Source organism: Cupriavidus consociatus (assembly GCF_017814975.1).
Lineage (GTDB): Bacteria > Pseudomonadota > Gammaproteobacteria > Burkholderiales > Burkholderiaceae > Cupriavidus > Cupriavidus consociatus.
Map to the genome: position 1 here is coordinate 26125 of NZ_JAGIQA010000025.1, position 21045 is coordinate 47169.

Genomic DNA, 21045 nt, shown 5'->3' on the forward strand with positions numbered 1-21045 from the left:
TTGCTATGCGGTCGCGTGCGCGCCGCAAATCGGCCTGCACGGGTAGAACTCGGGCGCATTCAGGCCGCTGGTGTCCTCGTTGAACAAATCGACAACTGCCAGGAACTCAAAGATAATTCGGCTTGTGGACGAGCAGCGCCATCCCATAGCGATTCACAGTTCTGCATCAATATGACACCTTTTCACGGCAAACTTCGCGCACGGCACCTTGAGGTTATCTTGTCAGTGTCCGATCTCGGTAATCTGTCACGGGCTGCGGACCAAATGCATATGACCCAGTCCGGTTTGTCTCGAGCCGTCGCGGAAGTAGAGGAAATCGTTGGCGGAAGGCTCTTCGAGCGAACAGCGAAAGGGATGACACCGACGGCGCTGGGCACGGTGATGTGTCGGCACGCTGACCTTATTCTGAGCGACATGAGGAAGGCTGAGGCGGATTTGGCAGCGGTTGCTAGCGGAGGGGCTGGATCACTCTCCATTGGATGCTTTTCCATGTTTGCCGGATGGCCTATTGCTGATGCGATCTTGAAGTTTCGGCGGGCAATGCCCGGCGTTTTGATTTCAGTGGAAGTCGGCTCTCATGAGACTCTGATTGAGAAGCTTGATACTGGAGCAGTTGACCTCCTTATCAGTCGAAATCCGAGGTTTCTACACGGCGAAACGTATCGAACCGTTGATCTTCTCGACGATGGGATCGCGCTAGCGTGCTCGGTCGCACACCCTCTGGCCAGTGCGAAAGTGACTCTCGAGGATTGCATCGGAGTTCCGTGGATTACATCTCCGCCAGGCAGCCATATGCGGGAATTGCTACTGAGTGAACTGCGGGAGAGGGGCCTGAAGCCGCCGAACTTAATTGGGGCTCTCTCTCTTGAACTCGGACGTGCCCTAATGCTGTCGAACGACTACCTCTGGCAGTTGCCTGGAAGCGTTGCAAGACATCTAGCCTCCCGCGGGGAAGTAGTCATGCTACCTGTCTCGTTCACGCTAAAAACAGGACCGTTGTCTGCCATTTGGCGCAAGGATCGAAGCAGCACCCGTGTGTCAAGGGCATTTATCGTTACTCTGAGAGAGACCATTCACGAGAACAGGTGATTTGCTAGGCTCATTGTTGAAGGCCTAGGCGCCTATATTCGAATCTGGTCATGAGGGAAGCGCATAGGCCTTCTCAAACTCCGCATATCTGGTTCCGCTCCTCCGCAACTAACATCGGTACATCTGTCTTCTTACTGAGGCAGATGTAATCGCTGCAGCTTCAACGGAATGAAGCGCAGTCCTATAAGAATAGGTGGAGGAGAGGATGTACTTGGAGTCGACTAATGCGCGGCGTATTTCAAAAAATCGTGTATGTAATAACGGCAGATTTTTACCTGTGGTGCGCTATCTAAGCGCAGCAGTTAGCCTAGTGGGAAGCATGTCGGCCCTTGCTGACGGTCTCACGATTAGTGGTCTGGTCGGGGCCGGCCCAACCTACACATCCAATATTGCCGGTGGTGCCCGGTATGCGGTGGATACCGCGCCCAACCGCCCAAACTATCTTGCCTTCAATGGTTCCGAGTCACTGGGGGCTGATACATCTGCATACTTTCGACTGTCCGGTAGATTCCTCGTCGATACGGGGCAGTTGCTTGGACAGCTTTTCAATGCCAACTCTATCGTTGGTATTCGTGGGCCTGCCGGGGATGTGTCGTTTGGTTTGATGCGAGACTTCATGTTTGAGTATCTGACTGCCGGCGGTTTCAGTGGTGCATGGCACGGCGGACTTTGGGGTGCGAGTCAGGGTCCATTCACTAATTTCGGGGGGGTAAATATTGGCCCGTCCCCCAGTAGCAATTTCGACTACGACCGAACCAACGGCGAGATGTCTACAAACGGTGTCAAGTACACCAATCAGTTCGGTCCACTGAAAGTTGGAGCCATGTACGCGTTCGGGGAACGTCCTGGCTCAGTCACCAGTGGAAGCACCTATAGCATCGGTGGCCTGTATCAGTCAGGAAAGTTCGGCGCGACCGTCGCCTATACCGACTTTCGTGACGGCTCCACTCCGACTAGTACTGCCCACATCCGAGTATTGGGCGTAGGCAGTAAATGGAATGCGGACCGATGGACCCTTGCCGGAACCTATACTCGCAGTGACAACGTAAACACCGGGGGTGTAATCAACAACTATGGAATTGGAACTACTTGGTCATTCGCTGAACGGTACATCCTTACGGCTCATTATCAATACATGACGGGAAACGCACCGCTCTTGGATAGGTATGCGCACCAGCTCTTGCTGGTAGCCGAAACTGCGTTGTCGAAGCGGTCTCGTTTGTATTTCCAGGGTGCCTATCAATGGGCAGGCGGGCAAGATGCGAAAGCGTGGATCAATGGTGCGACTGGGCAATCCAGCACTTCGAGGCAAATGATTGCCGGGGTCTACCTCGAACATAGGTTCTAACGTGGAACATAATATGACGCACGAACTGACCCACGCGAACCCAGTCGATATTGGTGCCGTTCTTGACGGCCCTGCGACAGGATACAAGCGCACGGTTGTGGTTCTGATTTGTTTTGCAATCGTTGCCTTCGAGGGATTCGACGCAGCCATCATCGGATTTCTCGCGCCCCAGATTGCGGTCAGCTTTGACGGAGCGCCAGCCCAAGTCGCGACGGCAATCGCCGCGGGGATGCTCGGCCTCCTAATTGGATACATGGGAAGCGGCAGGATCTCTGATAGGCGGGGTCGGCGTCCTGTTCTTATTGCGGGCGCCCTTATTTTTGCCGCAGCTTCTATAGCGTCGGCCTACAGCAGTTCATTGCGCGAGCTTACGATATGGCGCCTGGTGACTGGGATTGGCATCGGCGCGGCAATGCCGGCGCTAGCGGCTCTTCTTGCTGAGATTCTTCCCTCCAGCAAGAGACCCGCGATGCTAACGGCCGTCTTCTGTGGATTCTTATTCGGGAGTGCTCTTGCCGGCATACTAACTGGTCAATTGTTCGAAAAAATTGGCTGGTCTGGAATGTTTATTCTAGGCGGGATAGCGCCGCTTCTATGCATTCCCGCCGTCCTTGTCTTTGTTCCTGAGTCTCCGAAGCTTCTAGCTGTCAGTGGTGCAGGCCAGGAAAAAGTGAAGTCTGCGCTTCGAAGGCTAGGTTACTCAGTTAGTGATGAAGCATGCTTCGACATTTCGTCCGGCCAGGATAGGCCAAAGCAGGGCAGTGTCTTGGCGCTATTTGACGCCAAGTTCCGTTGGACTACGGTTTTACTGTGGGCATTGACGTTCTTGATACTTGGTAGCTTTTATGTGATTGCGAGCTGGTTACCCACGTTGATAAGAGACGGTGGCGCAAATGTTGCAGCTGCATCGAAGACGGCGGCGCTCTTTCAATCTGGAGGACTAGTTGGTGCGTTTGTTGCGGCTTGTGCCATACGAAAGCTCCCGCCCCTCAAGATCGTTTCGATTGCGCTTTTTTTGGGCGCAATGATGCCTCTTTGGGTGGCTTCGCCAAGCTCGACGCCACTATACGCCATCGGAGTTTTTCTGGCCGGCTTCCTGATTAGCGGTCCGATTGTCGTGATTAGTGCAGTTTCAGCCTTGGCATATCCGACGTCGGTTCGGAGCGTGGGTGTCGGCTGGGCGAGCAGCTTCGGGAGGCTAGGATCATTCGTTAGCGCGGGCTCAACAGGGTGGCTGGTGCAACTGGGGATTCCGCTCAACCAGTTAATCTCCTGCTTAACATTGACAGTATTGGCCTGCGCGCTACTTGCATTTCTTTTGTCTCGCGCGCTGCGCGGTTTGGGAGATATAAGCTAATGAAATTGATTGGACAATTCCCGGTGGTGACCGTAAATAGTGGGATGCTCCGCGGTTCGCTGAATGAGCGGGTATGCGCGTTTAAAGGGGTACCCTTCGGGGAACGAAAGGAGCCACATCGTCGCTCTTCAGATATCAGGCCACCTACGTCCTGGATCGGTGAGCTAGACGTTTCCAGACCTGGAAAGGTATTCCCTCAGCTCCGATCGAGATTGGCGGCCGTCATGGGTGACAGCATTGACACCAACTCGCAATCGGAAGATGCCTTCGTACTTAACGTCTGGACGCCTGTCAACGCTGATTCATTGCCTGTTTTTGTGTTCATTCATGGAGGAGGATTTGTATCGGGAGGGGGCTCCGCGCCCTGGTACGACAGCGAGCGCTTGGCGGGAGAGGGGAACATCGTTGTCGTTACTGTCAACTATCGGTTGGGCGCTCTCGGCCATTGTGTCGATGGAGATGATCCCTCAGGCGCGAACAGGCCGGTCCGCGATCTGTTACGTGCGCTGGAGTGGGTGCAGGAAAACATAGCGCAATTTGGTGGGGATCCAGGTTCCGTAACTGTTGGAGGCCAATCGGCTGGGGCATGGTACTCCTGGCTTCTCGGAGTCAGTCCTGCGTCCAGGGGCTTGCTTCGTCGGAATATCCTGCTCAGCCTTCCCATTGTGAACCCTATGGCTCCAGACGATGTGCTGACAGCGAGCCAGGAATTCCTCAAGTTGGCTAACGGTAAGTTGCTTGATTCCCTGTCTACGGAGGAGATTCTGACCGCGCAAGTCGCTCTTATGCGCTCCAGGATGGCGTTTGGCGAAGTTGCGGTGGGATTTCGACCGGCAGTCGAAGCTGGGGTAGTACCTGAGTGGCTTTTTGATTTCAGACGTGCGGCAAAGGAATCGCATATTGGCGAGACCTTGGTGGGTTCGACCGCGGAAGAGACCGCCAGCTTCATGTTTGTTGAGCCGTCGCTCGTCAATGCAGATGAAGAAACCGCGAGAGCTTGGTTTGCGAAGCGCTTTGGAGAGGATGCTCCCGGTATTTATGAAAAGCTCGCTCGGCGCCGACCACAACATACGCCATATACTCAGTTTGTTGATGCGAGCAGCTATATGATGTTCGGCATGGGGGTCGAGAAGGTCTCACAGGCGTATAGCGAGGCTGGCAAGGTAGTGTATCCATACTTCTTCAATGTCCAGACCGGTGTTCCGAATCTAATGAGCCCACATTGCCTAGAGCTTCCGTTCTTGTTTGGAAACAGGCAGGGCTGGGCAGATGCTCCAATGCTCGCCAATACCTCAATGGCGTTGTTCGAGCACATCGGAAAAGCTCTGCGAACGGCGGTTTGGGGGTTCGTGAGCGACGGCATCCCCAGAGCCACGTCGGGTCGGGAATGGCAGCGCTGCTCACTATCTTCCTCGTGGATCAACGAGTTCTCCGATGGTGGATTCTCAACGCGACGTTGGGAACCAGGATTGCTTCAGCGTTAATGCTGCGCCACTAACGCGACGCCGAGCAGGCTTGAGACATATCGCGCTCAATGCGCGCATACCAGTTCTCGACAGATTGAGCCAGAACGTGTGGGTTGGCGTGTTGTGCATGCGGACGTTGGAAGGGCTCTGGCGGCGTCGCAGCGAGCACACAGTTATGCCGGCTACCTCGCAGGCCAGACGCAGGCGAGCGTAGCCCAATCGAACCACTTCAAACCACTTCCATCTCTTATCGCGCCCCACGTTCTAATTCTGTCGAGGCAAAAACACTGGAGCGACGTTCGATAGGGCCGTTTGAGACTAGATTCGATGCTTCTGCGTATCGCTCGGCAACTCGTTGAAGCGGCCCGCGTAGTACCCAGCGAAGCGGCCTAAATGCCCGAAGCCGTACTCCAGCGCGGTTTCAGTGACACCGGCGGCCGGATCGAGCAATAGCCTGGCGCGCACAGCGTCAAGGCGCGCGTTCCTCAGCAGTTCCATCGGCGAGATGCCGAAATGCCGTTGGCACAGCGCATTCAGCGTGCGCCCGCTGACGCCCGCGGCGCGGGCGAGATCTTCCAGCGAAACTGGGGCGCTCAGATGAGAGTCGATATAAGCCACCACCGCGTCTATCTGCCGTATGCCGCGGTTTGCGGCTTCGGGCCCTGACAGCGCGGGCAGTCCCTCCTGCAACGACGCGGGCAGCGGCCGCGTGCCTGCCGGCTGGTGCATGAGCAGGAAAAGCGCCAGGTGCCTCTCGAGGTGTCCCACCCAGTCGGCGTGCATGGCCGTGCTGTCCGCGCACGAGATCAGGTTCAGCAGCGAATGGGCGATCAGTTCCCATTGCGCCTCCAGTGCGCGCGGCAGCAGGAAGCCGGAAGCCAGCAAGGCCGGCGAGCCGGGCTCGAGTCCGCCCGCCTCCTGCAGCAGGTCGTTTGGAACGCGGACGATGAACTGCTGGTTGCCGGGAGTCCAGCGCAGGCGGATGCGCGTCCGCGGCGATAGCACCGCTGTGCGACCTTCGGCCACCCATAGCCGCTGACCGTCGCACTCGATTTCCGCGCCGGCGCCAAGCGAGGTGTGCACCAACGAGAAGTCTTCGAAGGGGCGCGCGCATACCTCTACCTCCGGACCGTAGCGAAGCGCGTAGACCTTCAGGCTGTCGAGCTCGCCCTTGAACATGGCTGCGTCAGGTGCGCCGGATTTCCAGCGGAGCATGTGGTCGGTGAGTTCGCGGGCGACATGGTCATGCGCTTCCACGCGCACATCCGACTGGAACAGTGGCTTGCTATAGAGCGCGCCGAGCGCGGGGGTCCGTGGTGAAAGCGGCATTTTCTGTCCCCGTGTTCCGGATTCGCTTGATACGGCGCTACCTGATCCGGCTTCCTGTTCCGGCTTGGTGTGTCGGCCTCGCGTGTCCGGCTTTGTGGCGGTTTCGGTTGCCGGGCCGCCACGTCGAGAACTGCCGTGAAGACCCGCTCTGCTCCGGGAGGGTCGAGCTACCCCCTTTTTGATAGAGGCCATCTTGCCACAGGGCTGCCGGCATGGGTAGCGCCGCACGGCGTCGGCGTGCCGCACCTTCCTGAAACGGATAGCCGGCGGCAGCTTGCCTGCCATTTCCGGATGGTCCGCGTGGCGGTTGCGAGAAACGGACTGGCGCAGCGCGAAAGTCCACCGATTCCGGCTAGTGCCGCGGGGCAGCGGCTTTCTACACTCCGTCCATCCCAATATCAGACAACCCCGCGGAGACAGCCATGTCAGACTCCCCACAGATGGCCGGGCACACAAGCAGCCGGCAAGTGTCCTTCCCACAGCCCGACGGCTCGTGCGTTCCCTACAGTGTCTTCAGCTCGCAGGAGGTCTACGAGCGGGAGCAGGAGCGCATCTATCGCGGCTCCCACTGGAGCTTCGTCGCCCTGGCCTGTGAGATTCCCAATCTCAACGACTTCAAGAGCACCTTCGTGGGGGACACGCCCGTAGTGGTGACGCGCACGGCCAATGGCTTCGCCTGCTGGGTCAACCGCTGTGCGCATCGCGGCGCCATGGTGTGCCGCGAGAAGTATGGAAACGCGGAATCGCACACCTGCGTCTATCACCAGTGGAACTACTCCTGCGAGGGCGACCTTCAGGGCGTGCCTTTCCGCAGGGGCCAGAAGCAGGGCACCATCACCCTGGCCGGCATGGCCAAGTCGTTCGATCCGTCCAAGAACGGCCTGCAGAAACTGCGCGTGGAAGAGTACCGGGGGCTGTTGTTCGCCACGTTCAGCAACGAGACGCCGCCACTGGCCGAGTACATTGGCCCCGAGATGCGCCCTTGGGTGGACCGCGTCTTCCACAAGCCGATCGTCTACCTGGGCTGCACGCGCCAGTACTCCAAGTCGAACTGGAAGCTGTACTTCGAGAACGTCAAGGACCCCTACCACGCGAGCCTGCTGCACCTGTTCCATACCACCTTCAACATCTTCCGCGTTGGCATGAGCGCGCGCTCCATCCCGGATGCCACGCACGGACTGCACAGCCTGATCACGGTGACCAAGCCGAAGGTGGATACCAACACTGCTGCGGCCTACACCGACCAGAAGATCCGTTCGATGCAGGACGGCTTCGCGCTGGAGGACCCGTATGTACTGGGGCAGATCTCGGAGTTCGAGGAGGACTGCACCAACCACATCCAGCCGATCTTCCCGCAGCTCGTCATCCAGCAGATCCACAACACGCTGGTGGCGCGCCAGCTGCTCCCCAAGGGCCCAAACAACTTCGAGCTGGTGTTCCACTTCTTCGGCTACGAGGACGATACGCCGGAACTGCGCGAGCTGCGCCTGCTGCAAGCGAACCTGGTGGGCCCAGCGGGCTACATCTCGATGGAGGACACCGAGGCCACCGAGCTCGTGCAACGCGGCACCGTGCGCGACGGCGACAAGACCTCCTACATGGGCATGGGCCTGGATGCGCCGGACCAGACCAACAGCAATATCACGGAAAACCTGATCCGCCGCTTCTGGTCCGGCTATCAGCGTGCAATGGGGTACTGAGATGGAAAACAACCTGCAGCTCTGGATGGAACTGAGCGCGCTGCAAAGCCGCTATGTCCACGCCATCGACAACGACCTGCTCGAGACCTGGCCGGGCTTCTTCACCGAGGATGGCACCTACACCATCATCTCGCGCGAGAACGCGGACCGTGGCCTGCCTGCGCCGATCATCCACTGCCGCAACCAGAAGATGATGCGCGACCGCATCGTCGCGCTGCGGCACGCCAACATCTACGAAGCGCACGGCTACCGGCATGCGCTGGGCGGGCTGGTGATCGAGTCCGCGACCGAAGACGAGGTGCGCACGGTATCGAGCTATATCGTCGTCAACACCGGCGCGGCGGGCGACTCGGTCGTCTACCAGGCCGGCATCTACCGCGACACCGTCGTCAGGCAGGACGGCGCATGGCGCTACCGCGAAAAGCGGGTGGTCTACGACACCTCGCGCGTCCAGACCCTGCTGGCCACGCCGATCTGAGGAGGGCATCATCATGAGCCAATGGCACGACGTCGGCGGAGCCGACGAATTCATCGAGGACGAGCCGCGCGCCGTCGAGGCGGCGGGCGTGTCGATCGCGGTGTTCCGCGTCGGCGAGGAACTGTTTGCCCTGCACGACCTGTGCACGCACGAGCGCGTGCCCCTGTCCGAGGGCTTTGTCGAGGACGGCTGCGTCGAATGCCCGCTGCACCAGGGCCTGTTCGACCTGCGCACCGGCGAGGCGCGCAAGGCGCCGTGCACGACGCCGGTCCAGACCTATCCGGTGCAGGTGGCGGAGGGGCGGGTGCGGATCCAGGTGCTGCCCGCCGTGGTGGCGATCTCGTGAACGGGGGCGTTGCCATGCATACGGAACCCACCACCATTGTGATCATCGGCGCCGGCCAGGCCGGCGGCTGGGCCGCGCGCACGCTGCGCGACGAGGGCTTTGACGGCCGCGTGGTGCTGATCGGCGACGAGTCCCATCCGCCGTACGAGCGCCCGCCGCTCTCCAAGGCGGTACTCGCCGGCGAGGTGGCCCCGGAAAGCGTGCATCTGCTCGATGCGGCCGCCATGGCCGCCATGTCGGTCGAATGGCTGGCCAGTGCGCGGGTGGTAAACCTCGACCGGACTGCGAAGCAGGTGATGCTCGCCGACGGCCGCGCGATTGGCTACGACAAGCTGATTCTCTGCACCGGCGGAAGGGCGCGCGAACTCGACGTGCCGGGCGCCGGCTTGCCGGGCGTGCATACGCTGCGCACCATCGACGACGCCCGGCGGCTGGGCCCGGTGCTGCAGCGCGATGCACACGTGGCGGTGGTGGGCGGTGGCTGGATCGGCCTGGAAGTCGCGGCGACGGCGCGGCAGCGCGGCGCCGAGGTGACCGTGATCGAGACCATGGGCAGGCTGTGCGAGCGCAGCCTGCCCGAGGCAATGTCCGCGCACCTGCATGCGATGCATGCCGCAAAGGGCGTCGAAGTGCTGCTGGGCGCGGCGGTGGCGAGCTTCGCGCCGCGTACTACGGGCGGGCTCGATGTGGTGCTGTCCGACGGCCGCAGCATCACCTGCGACGCCGCGGTGGTCGGCATCGGCCTGGTGCCCAACGACGAACTGGCCCGTGCGGCCGGATTGGACTGCGAAGGCGGCGTGCTGGTCGACGCGCAGTGCCGCACCACGGACCCGGACATCTTCGCCGCTGGCGACGTCGCTGTCACGCCCAACAGCTGGGCCGGCCGCCGCCTGCGGCTGGAGTCCTGGCAGAACGCGCAGGAGCAGGGCATCGCCGCGGTCAGGTCCGCGCTGGGACGCGATGTCCACTACGACCCGCTGCCCTGGTTCTGGTCGGACCAGCACGGCACCAACGTGCAAATCTACGGCGTACCGTCGCCAACACATGAGGTGGTGGTGCGTGGCGACCCGGCGGCCGGCAGCTTCGTGTTTTTCTACCTGGAAGGCGAGCGGGTCATGGCCGCGCTTGGCGGCAATGCGGCGCGCGAACTGCGGTTCGCCCGCCGCCTGATAGAGAAACGGACGCAGGTCAGGGCGCAGGATCTGGCCGATCCGGGCGTGTCCCTGGCCAAGCTCTGAGCTTGTCCGCAGGCGAGCGTAGCAGACGATCACGTCCAATACATACAAAGACGGAGACAGACATGCGGCAGATCGACATAGACATACAGAGAATGGCCGGGGAGGCCAGGCTCAATGGCTTCCACTATGGCGTACTGGGCTGGTGCGCCTTGATCATCGTTTTCGACGGATACGACCTAGCCGTCGCCGGGATCGCCCTGCCATTGATCATGAAGGAAATGCAGATCGAGGCGAGCCAGGCGGGCTTCCTGGTCAGTACCGCGCTGTTCGGCATGATGTTCGGCAACATCCTGCTAGGCACCATATCCGAGCGGATCGGCCGGCGGCTTGCCATTGCGGTCTGCGTCGGGCTGTTCAGCGTGTTCACCGCCGCCGCGGGCCTTTGCAGCGACCCGCTGCTGTTCGGCGCGGCGCGCTTCCTGGCGGGTATCGGCATCGGCGGCGTCATGCCGAACGTGATCGCGCAGATGACCGAATACGCGCCACGCCGCGTGCGCAGCACCATGGTGACGCTGATGTTCAGTGGCTACTCGGTCGGCGGCATGCTGGCGGCCGTGCTGGGCAAGAACCTGATCGTGAGCTACGGCTGGCAATCGGTGTTCCTGGCCGCCGGGCTGCCGGTCCTGCTGATCCCGCTGATCCTGAAATGGATGCCGGAATCGGTACCGTTCCTGATCCGCAGGGGCCGAACCGACGACCTCAGGCGGCTGGCGCAGCGCATCGACCCGAACTACCGCGCGGAAGCCGGCGACCGCTTCATCGTCGCCGGCACCGATGGCGCCGTCGGTTCGGCAGATGCCGCCGCCGCGGCGCCCATCGGCCAGCTCTTTCACCAAGGGCGCGCGCTGAGCACGCTGATGTTCTGGCTTTCCTGCTTTATGTGCCTGTTCATGGTCTACGCGCTCAGCTCGTGGCTGACCAAGCTGATGGCCAGTGCCGGCTACAGCCTCGGTTCCGCGCTGACCTTCGTGCTGGTGCTCAACCTCGGCGGCATGATCGGCGCCATCGGCGGCGGATGGCTGGCCGACAGGTTCCACATCAAGTATGTGCTGATCGGCATGTACGTGCTGGCCGCCGTGTCGATCACGCTGCTTGGACATCCCGTACCGACTGCCGGGCTATACCTGCTGGTGGCGCTTGCCGGGGCCTCGACCATCGGCACGCAGATCGTCGGCTGTGCGTATGCCGGCCAGTTCTATCCGGTCAACATCCGCGCCACGGGCATTGGCTGGACCCTGGGCATGGGCCGGGGCGGCGCCATCCTCGCGCCGATCCTGATCGGCTTCCTGGTGTCGATGGGCCTGCCGCTCGAACAGAACTTCATGGCCATCGCCGTGCCCGCACTGGTGGCGGCGCTGGCTGTCCTGATGATCGACCACGGTCGTTCCGCATCGGCACTCACCGGACCCGGCGAGGCCACCCACAACGCCGGCATGAATGAAGTGCCGCAACACCCCGCGAATTCCAACACCTGAGGAGATCCCGCATCATGGCCGAATACACCCCTTCCGAACTGCTGACCCTGGTCAACTCCAGCCGGGTCAGCGCAGGCGATGAACGTGTGTGTGCAATTACTAGCCGTATCGTTGCCGACCTGTTCCGCACCATCGAGTCCTTCCAGGTTACGCCCGACGAGTTCTGGTCCGCCATGAAATGGCTGACCCGCCTGGGCCAGGCCGATATGGTCGGCCTGATCACCGCGGGCCTAGGCTTCGACCGCCTGCTCGACATTCTTGAAGAAGAGGCCGACGAGGCCGCAGGGCGCTCGCAAGGCACACCGCGCGCCATCGAGGGGCCGCTGTACGTGCCGGGCGCGCCACTGTCCCAGCGCGAAGTGCGCCTCGACGAAGGTAACGAAGGGAAGGGCGAACTTTTCGTGATGGAAGGCCGCGTGCTCGGACTGGACGGCAAGCCGGTGCCACACGCGGTGGTCGATGTCTGGCATTGCAACGAGTTGGGCCGCTATTCGCACTTCGACCCGAGCCAGCCCGACTACAACCTGCGCCGGCGCATCGAGACGGATGCCGACGGCAACTATCGCTTCCGCAGCTTCCTGCCGCCCGGCTACGCGATTCCGCCGAACAGCCCGGTTTCCGAACTGTTCGGCCTGCTGGGCCGGCACGGCAACCGCCCCGCCCATATCCATTTCCTTGTCTCGGGCGGTGGCAAGCGGGCGCTGACAACGCAGGTCAACATCCCGGGCGACACCTTTCTCGACGACGATTTCGCTTTTGCTACGCGCGACGGCTTGGTCGTGTCAATGGAGAAGGCGGAGCCGTCTCCAGAGTATTCTTCCCTTGGTGTGACCGGGCCGTTCACCCTCGTGCACTTTGACTTCCTGCTGCAGGAGGCACTGAACGACTCGGAAACCATCGCTGCCAGCCGATACCAGACAGCTTCCTGACGGTACTGCCGTCTGTAGGCTCGCCGATCAAGAGGAAGGACGTTGCCGGCGCCTGAGCGCGTCAAAGACGCCGGCTACTCGGCCGGCGTGCCTTGCGTCTATGGGACATCGGCAAAGCGATTCGGGTGGGCTCCATTGCAAGGCGATGGGCAACGATACCGGCGGCACTGATCAACGCAATGCCGACAGGGCGTAGTCGCGCCGGAGAACGGCAGTACCACGAATGCGCAAATAATGCTGCGGATGAGCGTGATGTCGCGGCAGCCAAGGCCTTCCTCGCGAAGGCGATCAAGCATCAGGAGCTCGCCCCCAACACCATCACGCTGGATGGCTACGCGGCGTCTCATCGTGCGGTGCGCGAAATGAAGGCTGACCAGTTGCTGCCCGGGGACACGACGTTGCGATCATCGAAATACCTGAACAACCTGATCGAGCAGGATCATCGCAACATCAAGTCCAGGGTCAATGCGATGCTCGGCTTCAAACGCTTCAGGAATGTCGCCGTTACGATCGCCGGCATCGAGCTGATGCTCCTTGTGTTGGAGCCGGCTCGTCGCCCGATAGACAAGTTGTCCCGTTGTTGCCTACTTGCTGCGGTGAAGGCTTTTTCCGGGGACGAAATCAGGAGGTTCTCCTCGTATGCGAATAGTCCATGACGCATCAGATGGTGTTGTCCCAGGCGCCGGTCTGATGCGCCTTGAGCATGTCCTCGATCACCTTGGGGACCACGTTGCGGAACTTGCCGCTTTCGGCCGGCACGATCTCGATCATGCGGTCGATCATTTCCTGTGGGTCCATCTTGCCTTCCGGCGTGGCGAAGAAGTCGTCGAACCCCTTCCGCAGTTCTGCACGACGGGTCAGGTGCTTGCTCTCGTCCAGCCAGCGGAACGGGTTGTCCGCCATGGTCTCGTTGTAGCCGGTGTAATAGGCACCAGGGTTGATTGTTTGCACCTTGATGCCGTACTTGTCGACCTCCTGCTGCAGCGCCTCGGCGAAGGCTTCAAGTGCGTGCTTGGTGGAGACATAGGTGCCCCAATTGGCCGGGGTGAACAGGCCGCCCATCGACGAGGTGAACACCACCTTGCCCTTGACGCCCTGGTCGATCCACTTCCGCACCACGCCCTGGGTCAGCAGCCACGGCAGGAACACGTTGATCTCATAGTTGCGGCGTACCAGGTCAAGAGGAATTTCCCAGACTGGGCCAGCTTCGCCTTGGCCGGCGTTGTTCCACAGGACATCGAAGTCCCAAGACTGCGCCTGCAGGATGTCGTAGGGGTCGGTCAGGTCCAGGCGTTCCACGCGCAGGTTGTCCAGGCCCAGGGCCTTGGCCTCCTCGCGCAGCGGCGTGACCTGCGGCGAAACTTGCACGGTAGCGATGACGTTGTGGCCGTTTTTGGCGATTCCGATGGCGGCAGCCTTGCCGAATCCGGAGCCTGCGCCGGTGATGAGGATGGTCTTCTTGGTGCTCATGATGGTGCTCCTTCAAGTGATTACGGGTTGAGAACAGTCAATTGGGTGGAGTGGACTTGCCTGGCGGGTGTTGCCGATTAGGCAGAGAGCGCAGCGGCGGCGGCTTGCGCGATCTCCAAGTCTTGCGACGGTGCGCCGCCGGAGATGCCGACGGCTCCGATCAGGGCTCCCTGTGCATCGAGCAATGGCAGCCCACCGGGGAACACGGTGAGTCCACCATTGCTGTTCCCCAGTCCCGGCGACGGCCCGCCGGGCTTGGCGTACTCCCAGAGGGCTTCGCTGGGGAGGCGGAACAGCGCCGACGTGCGCGCCTTAGACAAGGCAATGTCGATCGAGCCGAGCATCGCACCGTCCTGGCGAACGAACGCCTTGAGGTGTGCGCCGGCGTCGAGCACGGCGATGTTGACCGACACGCCGAGGGTGCCTGCATGAGCCTCGGCTGCGGCAATCAGCGCCTGGGCCTGTTGCGTAGTGATCATGGTTCATTCTCCGGTTGCGGATCGGGGGAGGGATTCACCTCGATTCTTGGATGCAAGGTTAGATGGCCTCCATTCGGGCCGCTGCTCGCCGATTGCGGCGGCTGTCGCTTGATTGCGATAGGAGGTGCGGGAGAGAGAATCTCCACGCCCGCGACGACGTCAGATGCCTTCCGTGAACGAATCGGGCTTGCCGATACGGGCACCGTCGGCGTAGGGGTTGTACTTGCCGATGCGGGCGCCATCGGAATACGGGTCGTATGCACCGACACGCGCACCGTCTGCGAACACATCGAACTTGCGGGCGGGCGACGCGGAGACACCTGTGCGGTCCATGCCGGCTATCACAACATCTGCTGCGTGGGCGTAGCCGCCAGGTAGCGCGGCACCAATGGTCAGGGTCATCGAAGCAACAACAACAGCACGGGCGAGTCCGGAAATCATGATCAGCTCCTAAGACGGGTGAAAGAACGCTCGTTTGCGGCTTCGCTGGATCGGGTGCGTCGCCGTTAGGACCAATGTAGGAGCCAACCGCTCATCACACTAGAGTGATGAATTCTGATTCAATAACAACTACTAGTTGTGAATCGGCTTCTGCCGCGGAAGCCAATCGGATAGGATCGAGGTTCACAACAGGCGGTTGCCAATCGATCCGACCTCGGAATTCCGATTGGACGTGCCTTTTCCATGTGCGAGCAACATCCCGGCAAGCTTGAAACGACCTGGTACTGGAATCTCTATTACGTTGGTAATTTTGATCAGCTGCTTCAAAGAGCGCACGCAACGCCTCACCGGGATCTTGCTTCGCATGGGAACGATACAGGCGCATGAATGCCGAGCGAAAAAATGCAACGGTCGAACGAATGCTGAGCCTGGGTCGCACAAACCTCGTTCTTCAATACGCGCTGAAATCAAGGCTGTCTGGAAGAAAATGCAATTAATCGCCAAGCGAGCAAACCCAACAAAGAATGGGAGCCAGCAGGCAAGTGGGTTTGTGTTCGTGATGTCCCGCCGGGCCTGCTCAGGGTAGGCTCGGACGTACTTTCACGATCGTGAAAGTAAAATTCGCCTTGCCTGAAGCTCACTGGCCGTACTCACGGAGAAGCTGTGTGGGGGCTCTTGCGCCGCTTGCGGCATGTGGCATGCCTCATCCGTCTGGCGAGCAGCCGTCCTATGCCCGGCACCGCAACCGTGGAATCGATTTGACGTCCGGCACAATTGACCTACGCTGCATATTCAGGCCCTGAGCGAGGAGCGCGGTGCTCCCCGCCCATCTATTTCCGCAAGCCATACCGGCCTGTCCCGCTGATCTTCCGGCTAGAAGGAACTGGCAATGGACGCAGTCCGGGTCTTATTCGAAACCCAGCCCTTGTTCACTTTGCTCCTCACGGTTGCACTGGGTTACGTTGTCGGCGACATTAATATCAAGGGCGTTGCGCTGGGGTCCGGCGCCGTGCTATTTGTCGGCTTGGCAATCGGGGGGTTCGCACCCAAAGCGGCACCGCCCCCGCTGGTCGGGACTCTCGGCCTGCTGCTGTTCCTCTATGGCATCGGCATCCAGTACGGCGCCCAGTTCTTCGAGGGGCTGACCAGTATCCGGGGACTGAAGGCCAATGCCGCCGCGGCCCTGGGGGTTATTGGTGCCGGAATGGCGTCGCTGGCGCTGGTTCCGCTGTTCGGGCTGAAGCTCGATGAGTCGCTGGGCATCTTTGCCGGCACCGGGACCAGCACGGCGACATTGCAGGCCATCATTGCGGCCATGAAGGGCGATGGCGCGGCGGTTGGCTACAGCGTGGCATACCCGTTCGGTGTGGCGGGCCCGATCCTGATTCTATATGTCCTCGGTGCGGTGCTTAAAGCGAAAATCGAGGCGCCAGCGGCAAAGATCATTGAGACTGCCGAGATTTCCCTGCGCAACCCGAAGCTCGTCGGCCTCACGCTTTCCCAGCTGAAGGCGCGCCTGCCAGCGGGGCTGGCCATTGCGGCGGTGCGTCGCGAGCACCATAACCAGCTGCCAACGGAAGACCTTGTCCTGCGCACGGACGACGTTCTGCTGGCGACGTCCACCGAGCCCGCATTGCTTCAGGAAGCCGCTGGCCTGATGGGAGAGTTGCAGCCAGGCCGGATGAGCAGTCATCGCGAGGACCTTGACTATGTCCGCCTGTTTGCCTCAAGCCGTGCCGTGGTCGGGCTTGCGCTGCGCGATATCCGCTTTCCTGATGGCATCGCAAGTTCGATCGTCCAGGTACGCAGGGGCGACGCGGACATGCTGCCAAGCCCCGAGCTCATCCTCGAAGTAGGGGATCGGGTCGGGCTGCTAGTGAATCGCGCCCACACCAAGACCATGCGCAAGTTTTTCGGCGACTCCATCAAAGGTACCGCAGAGCTGAGCTTCATTTCCATCGGCATTGGCGCGGCGGTGGGCCTGCTGGCGGGCATGATTCCGCTGCCGGTCCCGGGCGCTGGCAAGCTGACCCTCGGACTGGCCGCACTGCTGCTGGTTGCGCTCTATCTGGGAAAGATCCGTCGTTTGGGGCCGCTCGTCTGGACCATGCCGCTTTCTGCCAACCTGGTGCTGCGCAATCTCGGGCTTACCATTTTCCTGGCACAGGTGGGAATATCCTCAGGGCCTAAGTTCTTCTCGACCATTGCCATCACCGGCGCTTCGCTGCTTTTCTACAGCCTGCTCATTGTCCTGGTGCTTGTGCTGGTCACGGCACTGGCTTGCCTGTGGATCTTCAGGATGCCCTTCGATGTGGCAGCGGGCGTCATCTGCGGAGCGACCGGAAATCCGGCAATTCTGGCGTTCGCCAACCGCGTAGCGCCCACGGAGCAGCCGGATATCGGCTACGCCATGATCTTTCCTTCGATGACGGTTACCAAGATCCTGTTCGTGGAGATTGCCATGGTCCTGGCTGGCGGTTAGGGCAAACAGGCATTTCTGCCCGAAGCCCCGGGACCTCATTCCGACCCGGAGAGAAGCGATGAAAGTTGCCGTATTCAGCGCCAAGCCCTACGACCGAGAGTATCTTGACGCCGCCAATGTTGCCGAAGGCCATCAGCTCGACTTCTTCGATGTTCAGCTTGACATCAATACTGTCAGTCTGGCCGCTGGTCATGGAGCAGTCTGTATTTTCGTGAACGATGTCGCGGATGCAGCCGTGCTCAATGTGCTCCGGCGTGGCGGCACGTCACTAATTGCGCTGCGCTGCACCGGATTCAACAATGTCGATCTTGGCGCCGCAGCGGGTCTCGACATGAAGGTGGTGCGAGTCGTCACGTACTCGCCCAACTCGGTGGCAGAGCATGCCGTGGCCCTGCTGCTGGCTATCAACCGGAAGATTCACCGTGCCTACAATCGCACGCGGGACTTCAATTTCTCGCTCGATGGCCTGATGGGGTTCGATTTCTGCGGCAAGACCGTCGCCGTGGTCGGCACCGGGAAGATCGGTCGGGTATTTGCCCGCATCATGCTTGGCTTCGGATGCGAAGTGATCGGCTATGATGTGTTACCCTCACCGGAATTCGAAGCCTTAGGCGGCCGCTACGCCCAACCCGGCGAAATCGGCGCCAGTGCGGACATTATTTCCCTGCATTGCCCACTGACTCCGCAGACTCACCACATCATCAATGCCGACGCACTGGCGCGCGCCAAGCCCGGGGCACTGCTGGTCAATACCAGCCGCGGAGGCCTGCTCGATACCGTGGCCGCAATCGACGCACTGCAGAGCCGACAACTTGGTGGGCTGGCACTGGACGTGTACGAGCAGGAAGCCGATCTGTTCTTTCGTGATCTCTCCAGCACTATCATCGCCGACGACGTGATGCAGCGATTGGTCTCGTTCCCAAACGTCATCGTGACCGGACACCAGGCCTTTCTCACGCGGGAAGCCGTGTCGACGATCTGCCGGACGACCCTGCGCAGCATGACCGAATTCGAGTCCGGCCTGGCACTGACGAACGAGGTCAGCGCATGAATTTGGAGGCAGTGAGGAACCCCGGCTCGGGGGTAGGCTACGGTACCCAGATTGAACAGCAGTTCGCGCCGATGCGTGCAGCCCCTGGTGCCGCTCAACGTGATTTCGAGCGCCTTGCGCCAGCCGCGCGCGATGCTAGCGCCAACCAGGCCTTGCAGCGGCGGCATGCCCCCGGTGCATTCGGGAAACGGGATGGAAGGCAGCGCTGCTGCGACGGCCCTGACGGTATAGGTGTCGTCCAGCGTGATGCGGACCCGCATGTGGTGAATCGGCACGTCGGGCGGTTGCTCACCGCTTTCCCTGCTAGGCCAGGGCGCGGTCTTGCTGTCCTTCATCTCGCCTTCGACTTCCGTGAAGAGAAGTAAGACTGGGTCTTCCGCAATTTGTGTGACGACGGCAAACTCGCGTGGAGGACCTTGTCGTCGCTTTTCCCGCCCCACTACCAACCGTTCCTCTTTCTGATTAACGTGGGCGAGCCCGCCAGCCTCGCCGTGGCCACACGAACTCACGTGCCTGCGATCGCGACCGGACTGGCGGGGCCTGTAGAACAAAGCAGGCCGGTTTATTTGGCTCCAACACCCGCAGCCGCAGAAGCTCGATATTTGCGCGGCCATACATTTGGTGCTTGAGATCCTATGAGACAGGGGACCGTCGACAAGCGCCGATGCTTAAAATCAGCGTGTCGTGCTTGGCTCACAGGAGCATCATGCGTACAGATCAGGCATACACGGGTACCGAGGATGGGGTGTTGGCGGTGTCGCTCGAACTGGCGGCCGCGAAGTGGAAGGTCGCGTTACAGACGGGCACCGCGAGCAGCCTGCGGTGCATACGACCGCAATTGCCGCCCGAAATGCGCGAGCGGCTGCTGCGCGAGTGCGAACGGCTCGCGCTGGCACAGCAGCAACTCGCGGCGCTGGAGAAGGGTCTGAGGTGAACTTGCCCGTCAAGCTCCTGGGTTGCTGACGCAACCGATCTATTGAGATGGGGCATGTTCCTGGTTGATGATTCCGGCGTAATGCGCATGCAGGATGAGGCCGGCCAAGCCGGCGGATAGAAGGTGGTCAGACGTCACGTCTGACGCGCGCACACAAACGGCTTCAGCCTTGTGCCTGCATGTAGGAAAATTTGATTGGCCGGTCCCCCCTCGTGATTTAGCCAGTTTGTAAAGGACTTGACAAACCACTGCTCATAGAAGGAGCTTGAGCCGACATGACCCTCGGTCTGGCCATTGCTCCATGGCAACTTGAATGCGGCCCGCACAGCCGGTAAGTCGGAGCTCAGGCTTTGCGCGAACCGACGCATTTCCTCAGCGTCGCAGCACGACAAACGTTTCAACCATCGATCGAAATGCAGCACACTTCGCCGGTGCATGAGTCCGAGAAACTCCCGCGCGAGATTGCGGACCTCGCCCACCACGGGTTCGATCCTGCGTAGCGCCTTCACGAACCGCTCATGCTCCGCGCTTTTTGGCTCCTCGATGGCGAGGTTCCTCCATCCGACTAGCCATCCGAACACGCGCCGGGCCGACGGCATCGGCATCGTGGGCTTCAGGACAAGCGGGGTCTTGCCCAGCGGAAAGAGGAGGCGGGTCACGCAACTCTGCACGCAGGCGGGACTGCCCTTATATCCGCGCTGCTTGATTTCTTGCCAGATCAGTTCAGGAAAGCGACAGCTCTGGATGATTCGTTCCTCGATATAGTCGCGATAGGGATCCAAAGGCGTCGGACCCCGCGCCTTGAGTGCGCGCTCGGGGACTGCTCCGGCCTTGACGTACTTCTGCACGGTTCCTGCGCTGATTGAGAGTTCGCGCGCGATTCCTCTGATCGTGCCGCCCTGGGCGCGTAGCGCCATCACCTCCTTATACAACGCTAGCCGCTTGGCGCGTCGCTGAGCGCTCAGACGCCCCCCCCTTGCACTTCGCTGGAGACGAAGCGCTTGCCCACACGGGCGAGAATACGTTCGATTCCACCGAGAACTTGCCTCATGGTAACGATCAACGTACGGCCAAACTGGCCGGAAATCAAGCCCTTGACTGGGTCGTCACACAAAGTGCGGGAGACCCGGTCTACACTTCACGACAGGCCTTCGAGTGCGAACTTGCTCGCGCTGTAGGCCGAGCCCTGCTTTCCACCAGCCGCACCGGGCCATGGAACTGATGTTGATAACGTGGCCGGACCGCTGCTTGCGCATCACCGGCAAGGCCGCATGCAACACGTTTATGACGCCATACAGGTTCGGCGCGAGCTGTCTTTCGAAATCCGACACCGAGAGCGCTTCGATAACCCAGGATGGCGACACCGGCGTTGTTGACGACCACGTCGACCCGGCCAAACCGCGCGACCGCCAGACGGATGGCCTCTTCGGCCT

19 protein-coding genes and 2 pseudogenes are annotated in these 21045 nt (G+C 60.8%); 14 read left to right on the plus strand and 7 right to left on the minus strand.

Annotated elements, in window-relative coordinates; genetic code table 11:
• Positions 1 to 171: 171 nt before the first annotated feature.
• From J8I82_RS27735 to J8I82_RS27750, 4 genes are all read left to right on the plus strand, one after another.
• Complete coding sequence (locus J8I82_RS27735; RefSeq protein ID WP_209762220.1) at positions 172 to 1089, plus strand: LysR family transcriptional regulator; 918 nt, start codon at positions 172 to 174, stop codon at positions 1087 to 1089.
• 211 nt (positions 1090 to 1300) lie between these two features.
• Entirely contained in the window at positions 1301 to 2437 is a 1137-nt protein-coding gene (locus J8I82_RS27740) for a porin (protein ID WP_209762045.1), read from the plus strand.
• A gap of 13 nt (positions 2438 to 2450) precedes the next feature.
• A complete protein-coding gene (locus J8I82_RS27745; RefSeq protein ID WP_209762046.1) occupies positions 2451 to 3794 on the plus strand; it encodes an MFS transporter in 1344 nt (447 codons plus the stop codon).
• On the plus strand, positions 3794 to 5278 hold the full coding sequence (locus J8I82_RS27750; RefSeq protein WP_209762047.1) for an alpha/beta fold hydrolase: 1485 nt from the start codon (positions 3794 to 3796) through the stop codon (positions 5276 to 5278). Before J8I82_RS27745 ends, J8I82_RS27750 begins: the two co-directional genes overlap by 1 nt.
• A gap of 300 nt (positions 5279 to 5578) precedes the next feature.
• On the opposite strand, the gene J8I82_RS27755 is transcribed toward J8I82_RS27750, so the two are convergent.
• Complete coding sequence (locus J8I82_RS27755) at positions 5579 to 6874, minus strand: AraC family transcriptional regulator (RefSeq protein WP_245180179.1); 1296 nt, start codon at positions 6872 to 6874, stop codon at positions 5579 to 5581.
• A gap of 137 nt (positions 6875 to 7011) precedes the next feature.
• Between J8I82_RS27755 and andAc the strand changes: the two genes are divergently transcribed.
• The 7 genes and pseudogenes from andAc to J8I82_RS27790 form a co-directional block, all read left to right on the plus strand.
• A complete protein-coding gene (gene andAc / locus J8I82_RS27760) occupies positions 7012 to 8289 on the plus strand; it encodes an anthranilate 1,2-dioxygenase large subunit AndAc (protein ID WP_209762048.1) in 1278 nt (425 codons plus the stop codon).
• Position 8290: 1 nt separating this feature from the next.
• Positions 8291 to 8767, plus strand: a complete 477-nt coding sequence (gene andAd, locus J8I82_RS27765) for an anthranilate 1,2-dioxygenase small subunit AndAd (RefSeq protein WP_209762225.1) — start codon at positions 8291 to 8293, stop codon at positions 8765 to 8767.
• A 13-nt stretch (positions 8768 to 8780) separates the two neighbouring features.
• On the plus strand, positions 8781 to 9113 hold the full coding sequence (gene andAb, locus J8I82_RS27770; RefSeq protein ID WP_209762049.1) for an anthranilate 1,2-dioxygenase ferredoxin subunit AndAb: 333 nt from the start codon (positions 8781 to 8783) through the stop codon (positions 9111 to 9113).
• A gap of 14 nt (positions 9114 to 9127) precedes the next feature.
• Positions 9128 to 10351: an NAD(P)/FAD-dependent oxidoreductase gene (locus J8I82_RS27775; protein ID WP_209762050.1), complete on the plus strand. Its 1224-nt coding sequence runs from the start codon at positions 9128 to 9130 to the stop codon at positions 10349 to 10351.
• 62 nt (positions 10352 to 10413) lie between these two features.
• On the plus strand, positions 10414 to 11826 hold the full coding sequence (locus J8I82_RS27780) for an MFS transporter (RefSeq protein ID WP_209762051.1): 1413 nt from the start codon (positions 10414 to 10416) through the stop codon (positions 11824 to 11826).
• Between the two features lie 14 nt (positions 11827 to 11840).
• Positions 11841 to 12755 carry a dioxygenase family protein gene (locus J8I82_RS27785; protein ID WP_209762052.1) on the plus strand — a complete coding sequence of 305 codons (915 nt, stop codon included), beginning with the start codon at positions 11841 to 11843 and terminating at the stop codon, positions 12753 to 12755.
• A gap of 248 nt (positions 12756 to 13003) precedes the next feature.
• Positions 13004 to 13411, plus strand: a pseudogene (locus J8I82_RS27790) (DDE-type integrase/transposase/recombinase); the annotation flags it as partial.
• Positions 13412 to 13415: 4 nt separating this feature from the next.
• Here J8I82_RS27790 and J8I82_RS27795 read toward each other — a convergent pair.
• The 3 genes from J8I82_RS27795 to J8I82_RS27805 all read right to left on the minus strand — a co-directional run bounded on the left by J8I82_RS27795 (position 13416) and on the right by J8I82_RS27805 (position 15145).
• Positions 13416 to 14225 (minus strand): SDR family oxidoreductase, encoded by an 810-nt coding sequence (locus J8I82_RS27795; protein ID WP_209762053.1) that lies wholly within the window; start codon positions 14223 to 14225, stop codon positions 13416 to 13418.
• Between the two features lie 77 nt (positions 14226 to 14302).
• On the minus strand, positions 14303 to 14704 hold the full coding sequence (locus J8I82_RS27800) for a GlcG/HbpS family heme-binding protein (RefSeq protein WP_209762054.1): 402 nt from the start codon (positions 14702 to 14704) through the stop codon (positions 14303 to 14305).
• A 159-nt stretch (positions 14705 to 14863) separates the two neighbouring features.
• Complete coding sequence (locus J8I82_RS27805; RefSeq protein WP_209762055.1) at positions 14864 to 15145, minus strand: hypothetical protein; 282 nt, start codon at positions 15143 to 15145, stop codon at positions 14864 to 14866.
• A gap of 889 nt (positions 15146 to 16034) precedes the next feature.
• On the opposite strand from J8I82_RS27805, the gene J8I82_RS27810 reads away from it, so the two are divergent.
• The gene (locus J8I82_RS27810; RefSeq protein WP_209762056.1) at positions 16035 to 17627 is read left to right on the plus strand and encodes an aspartate:alanine exchanger family transporter; all 1593 of its coding nucleotides are present in this window, start codon (positions 16035 to 16037) and stop codon (positions 17625 to 17627) included.
• 58 nt (positions 17628 to 17685) lie between these two features.
• On the plus strand, positions 17686 to 18678 hold the full coding sequence (locus J8I82_RS27815) for a 2-hydroxyacid dehydrogenase (protein ID WP_209762057.1): 993 nt from the start codon (positions 17686 to 17688) through the stop codon (positions 18676 to 18678).
• 92 nt (positions 18679 to 18770) lie between these two features.
• On the opposite strand, the pseudogene J8I82_RS39685 reads toward J8I82_RS27815, so the two are convergent.
• A pseudogene (locus tag J8I82_RS39685) lies at positions 18771 to 19292 on the minus strand (DUF2889 domain-containing protein); the annotation flags it as partial.
• Positions 19293 to 19384: 92 nt separating this feature from the next.
• Between J8I82_RS39685 and J8I82_RS38545 the strand changes: the two are divergent.
• Positions 19385 to 19612 carry a hypothetical protein gene (locus J8I82_RS38545; RefSeq protein ID WP_245180204.1) on the plus strand — a complete coding sequence of 76 codons (228 nt, stop codon included), beginning with the start codon at positions 19385 to 19387 and terminating at the stop codon, positions 19610 to 19612.
• A 134-nt stretch (positions 19613 to 19746) separates the two neighbouring features.
• On the opposite strand, the gene J8I82_RS38550 is transcribed toward J8I82_RS38545, so the two are convergent.
• Both J8I82_RS38550 and J8I82_RS39690 read right to left on the minus strand, forming a co-directional pair.
• Positions 19747 to 20529 carry a hypothetical protein gene (locus tag J8I82_RS38550; protein WP_245180181.1) on the minus strand — a complete coding sequence of 261 codons (783 nt, stop codon included), beginning with the start codon at positions 20527 to 20529 and terminating at the stop codon, positions 19747 to 19749.
• 189 nt (positions 20530 to 20718) lie between these two features.
• The gene (locus J8I82_RS39690) at positions 20719 to 20943 is read right to left on the minus strand and encodes an SDR family NAD(P)-dependent oxidoreductase (protein ID WP_431831588.1); all 225 of its coding nucleotides are present in this window, start codon (positions 20941 to 20943) and stop codon (positions 20719 to 20721) included.
• Positions 20944 to 21045 lie beyond the last annotated feature (102 nt).